Below are 16,221 nucleotides of genomic sequence, written 5' to 3'. Positions count from 1 at the left end.
GAGGAGATCTTTGGGATTGCCATATCAACGATAAGAGTGTTTACCTGATGCGATGAATGACGCGTTATAAGCTGTTCATTCACCGTGATTTATCTGACCGCCACCTCAGCGGCAGCCAGCCGATTCGCAATGTCCCGGCGCAATGCCTGCTTGTCGGTCTTTCCGACGGCCGTCTTCGGGAGTACGTCGACGAACTCGACCCGGTCAGGAATCTTGTAGGCGGCAATGCCTTGCGCGCGCAGAAAACGCAAAAGGCCCGCCGCGTGCAGCGCCGGATTGCCGCGGATCACATAGGCGCAACTTTTCTCGCCCAGATAGGCGTCGGGCATCGGCACGAGCGCCGCATCGACGACCTCGGGATGTGCCATCAGAAAGTGCTCCACTTCTTCAGCCGAGACCTTCTCTCCGCCGCGATTGATCTGATCCTTCGCGCGGCCTTCCACCACCAGATAGCCCGCTTCCGTCATGCGCACACGGTCGCCGGTGCGGTAAAAGCCGACCGGCGTAAAGGCGCGCGCGTTATGCGCATCGGCCTTGTAATAGCCGCGAATGGTGTAAGGGCCGCGGGTCAGCAGATGCCCCACCTCGCCCGGCGCGACGGGCTGATCCTCGTCATCCACGATGCGGATTTCATCGTCCGGCGAAATCGGGCGGCCTTGCGAGCGCACCACCACATCAACAGGGTCATCGAGCCGCGTATAGTTGACGAGTCCTTCGGCCATCCCGAACACCTGCTGCAGCTTCGCGCCCAACCCGATCTCCAGCCGCTGCGCCAGCGTGCCGCCGAACCGGGCGCCTCCGACCTGCACCACCTGCAAACTGGCCAGCGCATCCCGGCGCTGCCAGGCGGCCGAGAGCCAGACCGGTACGAGTGGCGGCACCAGCGCGGTGATGGTCACCCGTTCCCGCGCAATCAACAGAAAGGCCGCATCAGGGTTGCCGCTGTCGCTCAACACGACGGTACCGCCCGCATGCAGCGTGCCCAGTGTGCCGGGCGAACTCATTGCATAGTTGTGCGCGACGGGCAAAACGCACAGGTAGACGCTGTCCTCGGTCAGGCCGCAGATGCGCACGCTTTCGCGAATGCTGTAGAGATAGTCGTCATGCGTGCGCGGGATCAGCTTCGGGGTGCCGGTGCTGCCGCCGGACAACTGTAGAAGGGCGACGTCGCTGGCGGCGGGAGCCGCGGGCAATTCGTCTACGCGTGCAGGCAAGCTGTCCAGCGCGATGTGACCTCCTGCATCGCCGGCTATCAGCACATGCTTGAGCGTCGGCGCTTCCGCTTGCACGCTCTTCGCCAGTTCACGGTAGTCGAATCCGGCATGACGGTCCGCCGCGATATAGGCCACCGCTTCGGCATGCCGGCAAAAATAGCCGATCTCCTGCTTGCGGTGGGCCGGCAGTGCAAAGACCGGCAGCGCACCGATTCTGAACAGCGCGAAGACAACGGCGAAGAACGCAGCGCAATTCGGCAACTGCAGCACAACGCGATCGCGCGGGCGAATCCCCAGTGTGACGAAACCGCCGGCCAGACGCTGTGCCTCATCCGCGAGTTGGCGGTATGTCCAACGCGTCTCGCCCTGCACCAACGCGGTACGCGTGCCATATTGCTCGGCCAGTCGCGCCAACCACTGTGGAAAGGACTGACCTTGCCAATATCCCTTCCTGCGATACTCATTCGCGACCGCATCCGGCCAGGGCGTGCAATGAGCCTGCATCATGCCGCTACCTCCGTCGCCGCACCGCTCGCGGCATCATGCGCCACACCCATTGCGTCGAGCATCGTGCGGAACTTGGCCGTCGTTTCCGCCAGCTCCCCATCCGGCAGCGAATCCCTCACCACGCCAGCTCCGGCAAACAGACGCAAGGTATTAGCGGCGACTTCCGCGCAGCGGATGGTGACGATCCACTCGCCGTCGCCGCGCGCGTCCACCCAGCCCAGCATGCCGGCGTAAAAGCCGCGATCGAACGGTTCGGTTTGCAGAATCAGTTCCCGCGCGGCACTGCGCGGATAGCCGCACACCGCGGGTGTGGGATGCAATGCAAGTGCCAGCGTCAATGCATCGGCCTGTGTCGTGCCACCGATTTCAGTCGACAGATGCCACATCGTCTCGGTATGCATCAGCGCTGGCCGCCCGGGCACATTCAGCGTCTTGCACAGCGGAGCCAGGCTCTCCTTCACCGCATCGACAACCACGCGGTGCTCTTCCAGATCCTTAGCGGACTCCATCAGCGCTTCTGCGCGACGGCGATCTTCAAGCGGGTCGCTGCTGCGGGGGGCAGATCCAGCCAGCGGATTGGCCCGCACTACGCCTTGGTAGCGGCTGACCAGCAATTCGGGGCTGGCTCCGAGCAGCGTGCGTCCTTCGCCGACCTTCACCGAGAAGGTGTAGCCGTGGGGATTACGCGCCGCGAGACGGGTGAGCAATGCGCGCACATCTACCGGGTGCTCGCCGGACAATTCCAGCACCCGCGCCAGCACGACCTTGTCCAGATATCCGGCGTGAATGTTCGCTATGGCCTGCGCCACCCCAGCCGCGTAAGCGTCGCCCGGGGGAACTGCACGCGTCGCGTAGCGTTCGGCTGCGGGCAGCGGCGCCTGCGAAACGGTCAAGGGCCCGGCACGCAGCAACGCGCGGACGACACCAAGCGCTGCGCGCTTGCCAACATCGAACGGGATCGCGCCGGCCGCCACCGCGTTCGGATGCCCCGTGTCGCTGGCTCGGTTCAGCGCAAGCTGTACACGCTGTCCTAGCGGATCATCCGAATGAGGCACTTCGTCGATGACATCCTGGGCCAGCAACGTATGACTGGGGCTGGAGAGAAAAAGACGTGAATCTGGTCGGTATAGGTCCAGGAGGATCTGTGTCGTGAGCGAAGATTCCGCGCGAGGAATTGCATTCATTCTTTCTGCCCCAACTTAGGTTGACGTGGAAGGATTCGCATACCGGTCCCCATGTTTCTTTTCACCTATCCCGGCCATGCGCAATGGGCTGCTTTTCATTGTGCTGGCCATGGCCAAGCAATGACGAACGAGCCAATCGTCATGCGAACAATCTAAATGGACCGCATCATTAATGAACTCATGGGAAGTAGCGCCGTGAGTACGATTGAAGCTCTTTACATCTGAGCTGTCAGGCTCAGCGCAAAGCGGCGGCCTTGATCCACCATCCAGTTGCCGCTCAAGCCGTTGGCGCGACTACGGTCGTCCACGGGTACCATCTTGTTTGTCAGGTTCAGCACGCCAAAATTGAGTGCGAGATTCTTGGATATGCGATACCTGCCGCCCAGATCGAACGTGGTGGTGGAGGGTCTTTCGCGTACGCCCCGGGCGCCATTCCGGAATGCTGCCCATTGCTCCCTGCCGATGTAGTTGATGTCGGCATAGAGATTCAGCTGGGGCAGGGGTGTCCAATCCACCTGCATATTGAGCTTGTGTTTTGGTGTCTTATCCAAAGGGTAACCGTTCAGCGAGCTGCCATCGAATGCTCTTTCCGCTTTGCCCTCGCGTCGCGATTGGGTCATCGTGTACGACCCGGAAATTTTCCATTGCGTGGCCAGATGCGTGCCGGCGCCAAGTTCGAGGCCGTACAGTTTGACTTTGTCGATATTGTTGTACGCGTAGATATTGCGGCCAGGGGAGCTGGGGTCAGCGACCCCCGTGTCATAACTGGATACTTTGTTTTTGAACAGGTTGTTGAACAGGGTGAGGCTGACTTGACTCTTGCCCTGGTCGTAACGCACGCCCAGCTCCTGCGTGAGGCTGGTTTCGGGCTTGAGGTTCGCGTTCCCGCACAAGGTGCCGGGGACAGCGCCCGCCACGCCGCCGGTTGTCATGCAATAGCCGGCAGTGCTCTGACGCAGGGTAGGGGGTTTGAAGCCGGAGGACACGCCGCCGCGCATCGTCCATGTCGGGCTGAGTTTGTATACGCCGTAGATGCGCGGGCTGACATGGCTGCCATACCGATCGTCATGGTCGAGCCGCAAGCCCGTGGTCAGCGTGAATTTGCTATTGACGAAATAATCGTTCTCGCCGAACAGGGCCCAGGCATCGCGCTTGATGCTGTCCGAATTCGGCGCATGCCCCTTCGGCACCGCATCCTGCCTTCCCACGCCGGACAGCCGGGACCAGATATGCTGACCACCCGCGGTCAGGATATTGCGCTCTCCTGCCCATGGCACCTCAAGTTTGCCTTCGAGCACCGTGTCGGTAATCGCCGGCTTGACCGGAGTCCGGCCCGATGCCGTCCACTGGTCCTGCGTGCCCCGCTCTCCATACAGGGACAAGGTGGAGTTGCCGAGGTCCCATCGCCCATTGTGCGTGACGCCCCAGTACTCGCGCGCATGGCGAGTCTCAACGATGGTCGTCGGCACATTGCGTGGTGTCGCGACCGCGATACTCCGTCCAGGCGTGCTGAGATAGGTCAGTTGCTCTCGTCCCGCATTCAGGCTGAGATCCTGATTGCGCGCCGGCTTGACCGCCAGCTTGATGTCAAAGCTGAGGTCGCGTTGACCATTTGCCCCGCTGGTGCCATTGAGCGGGTAATAGATATTGTCCTCGCCGCGATGCAACGCCTTGCCCGACACCTGCAAGCCGACCACATCCTTCTTGATCGGGCCGCCGACCCAGAAATCGACGCTCCGGGTGTCGCCCTGGTTTTTCTCCTGCTGCAACACGCCGCCGACGGTGACCGTGCCGCCCCATTTCTCGGGGACCTTGCGCGTGATGACGTTGATCACGCCACCCATCGCATCCGCGCCGTACAACGACGACATCGGGCCCCGCACCACCTCGATGCGCTCGATCGCGCTCAACGGAGGTAGCAGATTGCCTTGAACGCCAGCCGTGCTCCGATTCATCGTCTCCCGGGTATTCTGACGTTTGCCGTCCACCAGTATCAGCGTGTATTCGCCTGGCATTCCGCGGATCGAGATGTCTTGGTCGTTCGGCCCGGCGCCCACCACGCTGACGCCTTCCACGGAGCGCAGGATGTCGGCCAGCGAGTTGTATGGTCTGGCCTCGATGTCCTTGCGCGTGATCACGGAAATGCTGGCCGGCGCCTCCTTGATGGCCTGCTCGCGCTGGCTGGCAGTCACGACCACGGCCTCCAGCGTTACCTCGCCATCTGATGGCTTCGCCGGCTGTATCTGCGCCCAGGCACCGGATGCCCCCAGGACGCCGGCAGCCACTGCGGACTTGAGGACAAAACAGGGTAAGGAATGTGACATGGTTTCAATTTAGGTAATGAGAGTCATTCGCGTTTTCATTATCTGCGTTGAAGGCATGTGAAGTGTTTGTGCAAGAAACGAACTTGTTTGCGCGACTGTCTTCAGCGCTGACCGCTGCGCCGGGCAAGTTTCGGTGTCACCCCGAAGCGCCGTTTGTAGGCAGTTGCGAAATTTGCAGGGCTGGTATAGCCGGCTAGTGCTGCAGCTTGCTTGATGCTGAGGGCGTCGCGCTCCAGCGCCAGCCGGGCTCGCTGCAGGGAGTTCTCGCGCAAAAAGTCGAATATGGTCGTGCCGTAGGCGGTACGGAATTGCCGCTGCATGGTGTTGGCGTTCATGCCCATTTGGCGCGCCATATCCTCGAGCGAAAGCTGGTTGGCTGCCGCGCCGCTAAGGAATGCCCGCAGCTCCGCCATGCGGCAATACCCTCTTGAGCTAAGGCCTGTCGCATTTGGCTGCGCGATATTGTGGATGATGCTCTGGCTGCCCCGCGGCGGTGCCAATGCCTCTGCCAGCAGGTCCAGCATGCGGCTTTCCAGGTAAATCGCCTGCAAGATCGGTTCAAAGGCTGGCGGTCGGACGATCTGCTCGGCCAAGGCTATCGCGCGTGGCGTAGGCTGCCAGGGCTGCGCCAGCAGGTGAGAAGACAGCAGAGAGCGCAAGCGCGCGGGCATCGCTGCGCAACTGGCCTCTTGGAGGTGCTGCAGCCATTCGCCGGAGATGACGGCACTAAGTCGTCGCGCATAGGTTCCTTTGCTGAATCGACGGCTGAAGGTTTCGGGTTCGATGGCGTTCATCAGGAACGCCTTCGCGTAGCCCGGTGGCCGCTGGGATAGCTCGTGTGCGTTGCGTGGGCAGGCGGTCGTCAGTACCACGCGCCGATTGCCATACGACAGGTCCAGATTTCCCTCGAGCAGCACCACCAGGTGCAGGCCGGGGGCGCAGCATCCGGAGACGGTGCCATTGAATTCGTCCGTCGCGTCATCGGCGTGCATGCGCAGGCCCGGTCGCATCTCACGGATCTTGGCGATGTGTGTAGCCAATCCTGGCTTGCCGGGATCAAGAAGACGGTCTTCGCGCGCATCCATGCTGCCTACCCCTTTGAGCTTGGCGGCGCCGACTGCTTATCCGGCGGGGCAGCGCAAACCATTTCGTTGCTTTGCCAAACAAACGGCGCCACAACACACATCCTTTCCAGGATAAAATGAAATGAGAATCATTAGCATTATCGGAGTCGGCGTGAGAAAGACAAGCAAATTTTTGTTGCGGCTCTGCGCGGTCGCGCTGCAGGGCGAATACTGGACGAGCCTCGGGCTTTGACATGCCGATATCCGCAACCATCACGCGCCGCACGCTGCTGTTGGCGGGCCTGGGCGGCGCGCTCTCCGGCTGCCTCACGGCCATGAGATCCGGCGCCTCGTCCCGTGACTTGCCGAGCCTCGCCGCTTCGCCGCCCGTTCAGGTCCCTGCGAGCCGGCAGCTCGACGTGACGATCGCCGGGCAACGCCGGCGCATTTTCGTCGCATTGCCGCCGGAGCCGGCGCCGCAGCAGGGATATCCCGTCCTGTACGCGCTGGACGGTAACGCGTCGTTTCCCCTGCTCGCGCAGTTGGCGCGCAACCGCGCGGCGCGCCCCGATGGAGCGCGGGCTAGTACACCGGTAGTGGTCGGGCTGGGATATGCGACGGACGGGCCTTACGACATGCAGGGGCGCACCGACGATTACACTCTGGCCGCGATGCCGGGCCCGACGCCCGGAGCGAGCCGCAGCGGCGCAGATCGCTTCCTGGCCTTTATCGAGCATGACGTGCAGCCGTGGCTGGCGCGGCAGCTTCCCATCGACCCACAACGGCAGATTCTGTTCGGCCATTCCTATGGCGGATTGCTGACCTTGTACGCGTTGTTCACCCGCAGCCGCATGTTTCAGAACTACGTTGCGGCCAGCCCGTCGATCTGGTGGGGCGATCGCGCCATCCTGCCATTCCGGGACCACTTCGTGCGGCAGGCGTCGCCGCTTGAGCCACCCGTCGGCTTGCTGATCACGGCAGGCAGCCTCGAAGAAGGCGTGCCGAACGCGGATCCGGAACGCGCGCGCCGCCAGCAGGCGCGCAAGCAGGTCGGCTCTGCCCGCGCCCTCACGCAGAGCCTGCAGGGCGTGCAGGGATTGCGGGCCGAGTTCCGTTTGCTTGAGGGCGAGGACCACGGCAGCCTGGTTCTCCCCAGCGCTGCCTTGGCCGTCAGCATAGCCTGCGCCCCTCCACTAGCTGGGGCGCCGGCATGAGCACCCAGCTCCGGGCCTCGCATCCATTCGTTGGAAACGAGAAGGCAGCTGATAGGGCGGAAGCGAGTGGATTGAATATGCATTGTAATGAGAAGCATTAGCAATTATATTGGACTGTGGAACCGTTTGCGCGAGGGTATTGCTGCGCTTGTCGAGTCTCCAGTTGGATTAGCGGGGCGATGATCGTCATCAATGTCATATGTGGAGCAATCTGAATGGAAGGGTGAGACCATGAATCGCGAGCAGCAGGAGATTGATCTACTCGATATCAAGGCCGAGTGTGTCGAGTTGCAGCGCGGCCTGATCATCAACCTCGTTTCGTCTAGCCGCCAGTCCGAACCTGTGAAGGCGGTTTCCTATCAACACCAGAGCGACTACATTCACTTCAATTACTTGATGCAAGGGCGGTTCGAGGCCAAGGTGAGGGGCCAGACCATCGCGATGTCGCCTGGCGACTTGAACGTGGGGTTCGCGAATGGTGAACGATTTGACATAGCGCATTGCTGCAGTTTGCTTGATGTCGAACTGATGGTTGATTTCGAGTTGCTCATGGAGTTGGCCGGTGGCGACGGTCCGTTGGTGGACGACATCACCGTCGACCGCTTCTTTACACGTAGCCGCCGTGGCTGCCATCGTGTGAGCGCGGCGGCGGGACAACTGGTCCACTGTTTTCAACAGGCCCGCGATGCCAAGCTCTTGCTGTCCTCCGCCTCGCTCGAATTTCTTTATTGGCATCTGCAGGCATTTCACGCAGACTGCGGGCATGGCGATATCTGCCTGCGGGAGCGCCGCAGACTGCTGGAGGCGAGGGACTATCTCTTGCACGATCTCAGTGCGCCGCCCACCATCGCCGAAATCTCCCGCAAGGTGGGACTGAATCAATTCAAGTTGAAACAGGGCTTTAGGAGTCTGTTCGCTAGTAGCATCTATGCCTGTTTCCAGGCGGAGCGTATGCGGCAAGCGAGGCAGTTTTTGCGCAAGCACAATGTCACGGAAACGGCGATGATGCTGGGGTACAGCAACGTCAGTCATTTCAGTTCGGCTTTTCGCAAACATTTCGGTATGTTGCCCAGCGCCGTGCGCAACGCCTAGGTTGGCAAACGGTCACCAGCATTTCCACCCCCTTCGTGCCTTAGCAGCGCGTTGCGTGACGGTCAGTTCATGGCGGCGGACACGCTTCCTCGCCCGTCGTGCGCCCACGTGCTTCGGTATCGGCAAGCGAGGCCGTTTCGATGCGGATGCTGGCCCGTCCGTACTCTTCCTGGCGCCAGTCTATGCGCACCCGCGACGCCGATGCCATGTACGTCAACGCCTCGCACTCCATCTCTCTGACCAGATTGCCGAGTTCGGGGCACTCAAGTTGGCCGAACATGTCTGCATAAGCGCAGTACGCGACGTCGTAGCCTTGGGCGGTGCTGTTGCCAGACAGCAGGCCGAGTTCTCGACAGCGTTCGGCGAAAGCTTGCCAGTACGCCCGGATGCCGACCTCTGGCGACGCGCTTTCCGCGACCACTTCCGGCATTGGCCAGAGCCAGCGCATTTCCATGCGCCCAGTGTCGAGAAACATGCGCCGGTACAGGGTGAACGCCTGTTCCTGGCCCAGCAGCGCGCGAGCCTGGCTATAGCCGGCGGTGAACATGCTGATATCGCGCGTAATGCGTGCCCAATGCCCAGCTTGCGTGGCGTGCCGCTTGCGCATTGGTGCCAGGGCGATGTAATGGCGGCGCCAGTGGAGCATCACCCGAGCCACGAAGCGGGCAAGGCCCAGCGGCGACAGGCTGGCCTTGAGCTGACGCCACAATGCCGACTCGGTGAGGTAGCGGGTTTGCAACGCGCTCATGCGCGGATGGAGGGCTATGTCATACCAGCACTGTGCATAGTGCGGCCAATCTTCCCCCTTGTCGGCGACGATCTGGCACCAGCCGAAATGCAAGGGATCGCGTTGGTACTGGAGATCACTGGCCCGCCGATAGGTGACGCCGTGGCTGCGCAGCGCGGCGCTCAGCGCCGCATGCGCCGTGTCTGGCAAATGTTCGACCGCATGCGCCCCGGCTTGGACATCGAGCGCGCGGTCGAGCATCGTTTCGACGGCAGCGCAAGCCATCGCGGCGGTGAAATCGTAGGACGAAATGCCGCCGTGCACTAACAGGCCATCCTGCGGCCGGTCGTCGGGGTACACCCATAGGCTGCAGTCCGGGTCGGCGTTCTTGCGTCGTTTGATCGACTGTCCGTTGCTGTAGAACAGGCGTGCCAGTCGCTGGCGCATACCGCGCCCGCGGTCGAGGCGTGCGAACAGGCTGGCCATGCCCGGTGACAGAAACTGGATGTGGTAACGCGCGTCTAGCGTGGCGATGGCGGCGCAGCCGGTCCTGCCGCGCGCGCTGGCCAACCCGGCGATTTCCGGGCTCGAGTAGGGGATCAAGGGCAGCGCTTCGCGCTGTCCGGGAAAATGGAACTGATGCCGAGCATCGCGGCGTGGTGTGCTTTCCTGGCAGCGCTGGCCCTGTGTCAAGCAGGTGCGCTGGGAGCGGAAGCTGTCCAGGATCGCATGGGGGCTGGACTCGCCGCCGCCATAGGCCGCGCCGGCGTAAAAGCGGCTGCGGTAGGTGCCGCTGGGCGAAGCCAGTTCCCGCGCCAACTGCATCAGCAATAGTGTCGATAGCCCGGGTGCTAGCCCCATGCCCGTGAGAATGCGTCGGCCGGCGCGACTTGCTTCGCTGTCCAAGGCCAGGATCGCGTCTGCGGCGTCCAGGTTGTCGTTGATGTCAATGCAATCTATGCCCGCTTGCAGGCATAGCGCATGCGGTGTGGCGGCGAACGCGTTCATGGGGCCGAGAGCGAGGATGGCCAGATCGAACTGGCGTAGCACTGCGATGGCACTATCAGAGTCGCGCATGTCGATAGCGATGTGCCGCACGTCAGGGGGAAGGTGGTCCCCAATGGCGGCGCGGCGCGAGGCGCTGGTCAGGATTAGCGTCGGGTGCCGGGCGCGCAGCATGCGCAAGATGCGGCGACCGGTTTCGCCATTGCCGCCGATGACGACAATGCGGGCTGGCGGCAAGTTCGAGAATGGCTTCATGTCGCAGACTCCTGCCTGACGGGGCTTACGGATTGCGTCAAGCCATCGATGACGATCAGCCCTTCGACCTGCAACAGCGCAACGAAGCGCTGGCAGTCCATGGCCTCATGCAATAGATACACGCCGGGGGGAATGGCGGGGCCTTCCAGCAAGCAGCGCGCGGCAATCGCGATGGTGGCACCAGTGGCCCGGTAGGTGTCAGAGATCATCAGCGTCGCGTTAGCGCTTTCGCCGTCTTCGTAGCGCACTTCCGCTTTGAGGCCGTATACCGGCGGCAAATGCCGCATATCCTGCCGCGCGGCGCGGACCAGCCATTTCGCGGCGCACGCGATGGTTTCATGGCGGCGATAGAGCGCGAACAGCTTGGCCAGCAGGCAGACCATGGCCGCGCGCGGCCCGATATTGCTGCCGTAGGCGCGCGCCTGCGGGATGTTCAGCTGACGCGCCAAGCGTGCTAGCTCCTCGGCCGGCATTAGCAGGGTGGTGACCCGGCCCGCCGGCTTGGGGAAGCAGGTTCGATGGCTAGCCCGGTGCAATGGCAGCCGTTGATGGTTGCCATTGCGAATTTCGGGGAAACCGCGTCGCTGGCCGAAGTCGCCGAGGCCATGAATGATGTCCCAGGCCGAGTTGTAACTCCATGCATCGCGGCCGATGCAGTAGGTGCGCAGGCTGAGCGGGCTGCGCCCAAGCGCGCTGCGCTCGATCAGGTATTTGGGGAATAATCCCGACAGCCCCGGTAGCAGGCCGACGCTGATGATCAGCGGAACCGGCGACGGTTCGGCAGCCTCCAGGGCCTGGAGCAGGGGGTCGTAGCCCCCGGCGTCGATCAAGGGAGTCGCCACTTCCCGGCAGACGCTGGCGATGCGGTCGCCAATCAGGCCGGACGGGCCGACGCAGGAGACGACCAGCGCGGCATCGCACAAAATGGCTTTGAGCGCCTCGCGGTCAAACGCGTCCAGCCGGATCCAGGAAAGCCGGGACGAGACCGGCAGCGAGCTGGTGTCATCTGCGGGAGCGCCCTGTCGCGACGCCAGGACCAGAGCGTGGTGGGTATGCTTGAGCAGATAACGTGCTGTTTCGCGCCCGACCCGCCCGTTGCCGCCCATGATGACAATGCGTTGGGCAGAGTTTATGTTTGCTGTTGTCATGAGTGCTGGTCATTTGAATATTTAGAAAGAACGGAAACAAGCACGCTGCCGTCGGCTGCGGCGTTTAGCGTTGAATGATGCGATCTATCTGATCAGCGACCTGCCGATTCAGTCCGGGATCTCCCAGCGTATGAAAAAACCCGAGCTGCAGGCGATGGGCGGGCGACAAGCGGAAGGACAGGACCGGCCGGTTGTTTAGCCGTGCGCCGATCAGGTCCTTGGGGTTGCTGTTGGCGCTCGCCACATAGTCGCGGCACTGCGCGCCGGCAAGGCAGTTTGGATGCCGGTCCAGTTGGTAATTGGAAAAGTTGGACAGGGTGCACGAGGTCGTATCGTTGAAACCGCCGGCCAAGCCACGGGCGAGGGCGAATTCAAGCATCTTGTACAGGCTGAGATGGGCGCCCATGGCTTGCCAGGCAAGCAGCAGGTTCTGGATCTGCCGTCCGATCTGGTGCAGCGCTTGTCCGCCGGCGACCGTTACTGGCAGATAGGCGATGTAATTGCCGATGCAGCATTGGCGCAGCGCGGGCGGCAGGATATCCATCAAGATTCGCAGACTGATCGTGTCGGTGTGCGCGATCTTGCGCGAGCCGTGGTTCAGCTCATACAAGGCCTTGGCAATCAACGCACAGACCAAACTGTTAGGCGTGAGGTCAGGGTCTTGTCCCTGGCATTGGCGCATCAGTCGGGAGAGATCGAAGCTTACGCTCGCGCATTGCGCCATCTGCGGAGAGTGCCGTGCCAGCTGGCCGGCCATCGCTGGATAGGGGGTGGCATACTGGCCAGCGTCTGTCGTGCGATAGGCGGCAAGCCGGCAGAGATTGGCGAGATGCCGGACATGGCCAAGCCGGATCAAAGTCTTGCCGCGACCGAAGGCGTAGATAGCGTCGGGGGCAGGCGAGGTCAATCGACGCAGGCTAGCTTGTATGCCTTCGATCACCGGGCTATCCCCGGCGCATAGCGCATTGTAGTAGCGGATCACCTGGTTGAAGAGCAGCGCGACACTGCCGCCATCACAATGGCTGTGATCGCCGCACTGGAGAATCATGAACTCGTCTGGCGACAACGCGGTACGCATCAGAATGAAGAACATCGGGGCGCAGCGGCGCTGCGACTTCAAGGCGAAGACATCGCGGAATACTTGGCGATAACCGGCATCCAGGTCGGAGACCATCATGGTCCAGAAGTACTCGCTGGCGGCTGGCGCCGCTTGCCAGTGTCCGCGTCCGCGCGCATCGCTGCAGATCGAGCGCGCTAGTCGGGACACTTGGCTAAGGACGCCGGCGATGCTCTGATGTAGTCGCTCCGCGTCAATGGCGCCGTGGAAACGGTAGCCGCAGACGAAGGTCACGCCGCAGCGTGCCATCGAGGCGTCCAGACGGGAGAGGGCGATGTCGGCGGGCATGCGGGCGGGCCAGTTAAGGTGTGCTCGGCCACGGCGCGGATTGTGGTACCGACACACCGGCCTCAAGCACAGTGGCGAGCACCGCTGCTTGCTGCGGGACCAGGTAGAAATGGCCGCCAGGAAGACGCCGCAGCGTGAAGGCGCCAGTGGTCTCCTCGGCCCAAGCCTGGGCGTCGCAAGGAAACAGTTCCGTATCGCTGTCACCGACTAGTGCAGTAATCGGCGTCGTCAGACATGGGCGGTCCGGGCGCGGCGCATAGGTTTCGATGGCCTGGTAATCCCCGCGCAACGCTGGCAGGATCAGCGCGACCAATTCGGGAGAGGACCCCGCCGCGGCTCGGGTGCCGCCTAGTCGCAGCACCTCCTGGATTAGCGCTGCATCCGGGCCGGCGTGCAATCGGCTTGGCCGTCGGCGGCTGGGCGCTTCACTAGCCGATAGCAGCAGGTGACCCGGCAGCTGGCAGCCGGCGCGCCATAGGGCCAAGCTCAGCTCGTATGCCAGCGCTGCGCCCATGCTGTGGCCAAATAGCAGATAAGGCCGGTCCAGCCATCGCGGCGCGGCCTGCAATTGCTGGGCGATCTGCGCGGCCAATGCTGGCAGGTCACGCGCGGGTTCCTCGTTGATGCGGTCTTCGCGGCCCGGATACTGGATAGCCGACATTTCGATCCACGCCGGCAATGCCAGGCTCCATGGGCGGAAGAAGCTGGCTGAGCCGCCGGCGTGGGGCAGGCAGAGCAGGCGCACCCGGGCCTGGGGGCGTGGTAGCCAACAGCGCAACCACGCTGTAAGGGGCGCGGCCGGCGTGCCGGCGCGTTGCGTGACGGTAGCTGAGTGAACGTGATTCAACATGGGGAACCCTGTTTTGGCGCGTCAGTAGCGCAGTGTCAATGTGGCGCCAATAGTGCGAGGGCTGCCGATCTCGGCCAGCGGCACCAGTCCCTGCTGCGAGATCACGGTGGCGTAAAAGCGGTTGGTCAGGTTCTTCACCCAGAGATAGGCATCCCACCTTTGTGCTTCAACGCCGAGCTTGAGGTTGACCAACGTATAGGCGTCCTGTTTGAGGGTGTTGGCGGCGTTGAAATAATGCTTGCCCTTGTATTGCAGATCGACCCGGGCCAGCACGTATAAGGCGTCGTTCAGCGGGCGTCGGTGCTGCAGCGCCAGGTTGGCGCTGAACTGCGGCGCGAAAGGGAAACGATTGCCGGCATAGTCGGTGGCCTGGTCGAACTGGTACTGCAAAAAGCGCGTCTGCGTATAGGCGGCGCCTGCACTGAGCATCCAGCCGCGTGCGGGAAGCGCGCGGATTTCGGCTTCCAGCCCACGGCTGCGGCCGCGGCCTGCATTGTCGGTGACGACATTGAAGGCGGTGGCACCGGGGATGATGCGCTGCACTTGCTGGTCTTTCAGGTCGGTCTGAAATAGCGCGGCGCTGAATTCGGCGCGCTGTTCGAACCAGGAAGCCTTGTAGCCCAATTCGTAGCTGGTGCTCTCTTCGGGCCGGAACGTTGGACGCTCACGATCCAGGTACAAGGTGTCGAAGCCGCCCGCGCGGTAGCCTTTGGCAACAGTGCCATACCACAGTGTGTTCTTCGCGGGGGCATACGACAGCGTGGCTTTGGGTAGCCACTTCCGGAACGACAGGCGCCCCTGCAGTGGGTAGTCGGTGCCCATGCTCTGGCGGTTGACTTGCGCGTCAAGCTTGCGGGTTTCGTCATCCATGCGCAAGCCACCGCTAAGGGTGAGCGTGTCCGTCAGCCGGTAGTTGATCTGCCCGAACAGGGCGTAGCCGAAACTGTCTTTGTTGTAGGCATAGCGGTCAGTGATCGGGCCGCCCAGCACCACGCCGGTATAGTCGGCGTTGCTGACCGAGCGGGAGCGGGTCGTGGTGTCATAAGCGTATAGGCCGGCCAGCCAACCCAATGTCGGTTCGCCCTTGGAGGCTAGGCGCAGTTCCTGGGTGAGTTGCGTCAGCGTGTCTCGGCTATGACTGTCGTAGAAGCCGTAGGACGCACTCAACTGGTCGATTCGGTTGTTGGAGCGCCAGTCGCGCCAGCTGGTCACCGAGGTGAGGTCGACATCATCACCCGCCCAGCGGATATGCAGCGTACTGCCGAGTGACTCGCGCTGGTCATTGCCGCTCAAGACGGTGGTCGAGGTGTAGCGGTCCCGTTTCATATCCTCCAGCGGACCGTAGGTATAGGAGCCGCCGGAGAAACTCTCCGCGTCCAGGCTCCAGTTCAACGTCAGGCGAGGGCTTGCCGTCCAGCGCAATTTGGAGCGTAGCGAGTAGTCTTCGCGCGCGTTGAGCTTCTTGCCGGTGATGCCGCTCTTGACGTAGCCGTCGCCCTCGGTGCCGGCGAAGGCCAGGTTCCACGCCAAGGTGTCTGCGATCAGCGGCACGTCAAGCACGCCTTTGACGCCGCGCGTGGCGCGATCGTCGGCTTGCACCGACAACTTGCCTTGCGGCGTGTCCGCAGGAGGACGGGTGACGATGTTGATTACGCCGGCCAGTGAGTTACCGCCATAGAGCGTGCCCTGCGGGCCGCGCAACACTTCAATGCGTTCGATGTCAAGCAGGTCGAGGTCGAACAAGCCGTTGCCGAGGTAGTTGACGCCATCGACATAGAAGCCGACCGTGGGTTCAGTAAACAGTCCCGGGCCGATGCCGCGGATGAAGACGTTGGTGTCGCGCCGGCCGCCCCAGGAAAAGAGGTTCAGATTCGGAACCAGGCTTGAGAGTTCGGCGAGGGAGCGGATCTCGGCATCTTCCAGGTCGGCACTGGTTTTGACCGACAGGCTGACGGCTACGTCCTGGGCTCTGGCGCTCCGCTTTTCGGCAGTGATTTCGATGGCGGGCAGCGTGACGGGATCTACGCTGGCCTGCGCCCATGCCAGTGACGGCAGGATGGCCAGCGCCACGGCAATCAGGGTCGGCTGCAGCGCGCTACGGGTGGCTGGCATTGTGCCGTGATGCGCTGACGTAGGCTTGGTCATAGGCATGCGGTCATGCTTTGAGATGATGAGAAACAAGAATCATTCCCATAATGTCGCAGCGACGGCCTGGGGCGAACTCCCCGAAAC

The 16,221-nt window shown here is 62.5% G+C and carries 11 protein-coding genes; 2 read left to right on the top strand and 9 right to left on the bottom strand.

Annotation, left to right across the window (positions count from 1 at the left end):
* Positions 1-89: 89 nt before the first annotated feature.
* From AC07XB_RS03105 to AC07XB_RS03090, 4 genes are all read right to left on the bottom strand, one after another.
* Complete coding sequence (locus AC07XB_RS03105; RefSeq protein WP_492826499.1) at positions 90-1,718, bottom strand: (2,3-dihydroxybenzoyl)adenylate synthase; 1,629 nt, start codon at positions 1,716-1,718, stop codon at positions 90-92.
* A complete protein-coding gene (locus tag AC07XB_RS03100) occupies positions 1,718-2,905 on the bottom strand; it encodes an isochorismate synthase (RefSeq protein ID WP_492372514.1) in 1,188 nt (395 codons plus the stop codon). Before AC07XB_RS03100 ends, AC07XB_RS03105 begins: the two co-directional genes overlap by 1 nt.
* A gap of 215 nt (positions 2,906-3,120) precedes the next feature.
* Positions 3,121-5,229 carry a TonB-dependent receptor domain-containing protein gene (locus tag AC07XB_RS03095; RefSeq protein ID WP_492826275.1) on the bottom strand — a complete coding sequence of 703 codons (2,109 nt, stop codon included), beginning with the start codon at positions 5,227-5,229 and terminating at the stop codon, positions 3,121-3,123.
* Between the two features lie 101 nt (positions 5,230-5,330).
* Positions 5,331-6,239, bottom strand: coding sequence for a helix-turn-helix transcriptional regulator (locus AC07XB_RS03090; RefSeq protein WP_492826497.1), 909 nt, complete (start codon positions 6,237-6,239; stop codon positions 5,331-5,333).
* A gap of 308 nt (positions 6,240-6,547) precedes the next feature.
* Between AC07XB_RS03090 and AC07XB_RS03085 the strand changes: the two genes are divergently transcribed.
* Both AC07XB_RS03085 and AC07XB_RS03080 read left to right on the top strand, forming a co-directional pair.
* Complete coding sequence (locus AC07XB_RS03085) at positions 6,548-7,507, top strand: alpha/beta hydrolase (RefSeq protein WP_492372516.1); 960 nt, start codon at positions 6,548-6,550, stop codon at positions 7,505-7,507.
* Positions 7,508-7,738: 231 nt separating this feature from the next.
* Positions 7,739-8,599 carry a helix-turn-helix transcriptional regulator gene (locus tag AC07XB_RS03080; protein WP_492808484.1) on the top strand — a complete coding sequence of 287 codons (861 nt, stop codon included), beginning with the start codon at positions 7,739-7,741 and terminating at the stop codon, positions 8,597-8,599.
* 67 nt (positions 8,600-8,666) lie between these two features.
* On the opposite strand, the gene AC07XB_RS03075 is transcribed toward AC07XB_RS03080, so the two are convergent.
* The 5 genes from AC07XB_RS03075 to AC07XB_RS03055 form a co-directional block, all read right to left on the bottom strand.
* Positions 8,667-10,586, bottom strand: coding sequence for a saccharopine dehydrogenase NADP-binding domain-containing protein (locus AC07XB_RS03075; protein ID WP_492826273.1), 1,920 nt, complete (start codon positions 10,584-10,586; stop codon positions 8,667-8,669).
* Positions 10,583-11,734, bottom strand: a complete 1,152-nt coding sequence (locus AC07XB_RS03070) for a saccharopine dehydrogenase NADP-binding domain-containing protein (protein ID WP_492826271.1) — start codon at positions 11,732-11,734, stop codon at positions 10,583-10,585. The genes AC07XB_RS03075 and AC07XB_RS03070 overlap by 4 nt, the downstream gene beginning before the upstream one ends.
* Positions 11,735-11,798: 64 nt before the next feature.
* Complete coding sequence (locus AC07XB_RS03065) at positions 11,799-13,139, bottom strand: hypothetical protein (RefSeq protein WP_492372520.1); 1,341 nt, start codon at positions 13,137-13,139, stop codon at positions 11,799-11,801.
* A gap of 13 nt (positions 13,140-13,152) precedes the next feature.
* Complete coding sequence (locus tag AC07XB_RS03060; RefSeq protein WP_492826269.1) at positions 13,153-13,989, bottom strand: thioesterase II family protein; 837 nt, start codon at positions 13,987-13,989, stop codon at positions 13,153-13,155.
* Positions 13,990-14,010: 21 nt separating this feature from the next.
* Positions 14,011-16,059, bottom strand: a complete 2,049-nt coding sequence (locus AC07XB_RS03055) for a TonB-dependent receptor (protein ID WP_492826267.1) — start codon at positions 16,057-16,059, stop codon at positions 14,011-14,013.
* Positions 16,060-16,221: the final 162 nt, after the last annotated feature.

Source organism: Cupriavidus sp. GW821-FHT02F09 (assembly GCF_059421605.1).
Note: the sequence above shows the minus strand (reverse complement) of the source record. Positions and strands in the feature narration are given on the sequence as shown.

Excerpts from the sequence above, each read along its gene's own strand:
- AC07XB_RS03075 (WP_492826273.1), bottom strand. The coding sequence starts at position 10,586 with ATGAAGCCATTCTCGAACTTGCCGCCAGCCCGCATTGTCGTCATCGGC.
- AC07XB_RS03090 (WP_492826497.1), bottom strand. The coding sequence starts at position 6,239 with ATGCGACCGGGCCTGCGCATGCACGCCGATGACGCGACGGACGAATTC.
- AC07XB_RS03060 (WP_492826269.1), bottom strand. The coding sequence starts at position 13,989 with ATGTTGAATCACGTTCACTCAGCTACCGTCACGCAACGCGCCGGCACG.
- AC07XB_RS03105 (WP_492826499.1), bottom strand. The coding sequence starts at position 1,718 with ATGCAGGCTCATTGCACGCCCTGGCCGGATGCGGTCGCGAATGAGTAT.
- AC07XB_RS03070 (WP_492826271.1), bottom strand. The coding sequence starts at position 11,734 with ATGACAACAGCAAACATAAACTCTGCCCAACGCATTGTCATCATGGGC.
- AC07XB_RS03100 (WP_492372514.1), bottom strand. The coding sequence starts at position 2,905 with ATGAATGCAATTCCTCGCGCGGAATCTTCGCTCACGACACAGATCCTC.
- AC07XB_RS03095 (WP_492826275.1), bottom strand. The coding sequence starts at position 5,229 with ATGTCACATTCCTTACCCTGTTTTGTCCTCAAGTCCGCAGTGGCTGCC.
- AC07XB_RS03065 (WP_492372520.1), bottom strand. The coding sequence starts at position 13,139 with ATGCCCGCCGACATCGCCCTCTCCCGTCTGGACGCCTCGATGGCACGC.
- AC07XB_RS03085 (WP_492372516.1), top strand. The coding sequence starts at position 6,548 with ATGCCGATATCCGCAACCATCACGCGCCGCACGCTGCTGTTGGCGGGC.
- AC07XB_RS03080 (WP_492808484.1), top strand. The coding sequence starts at position 7,739 with ATGAATCGCGAGCAGCAGGAGATTGATCTACTCGATATCAAGGCCGAG.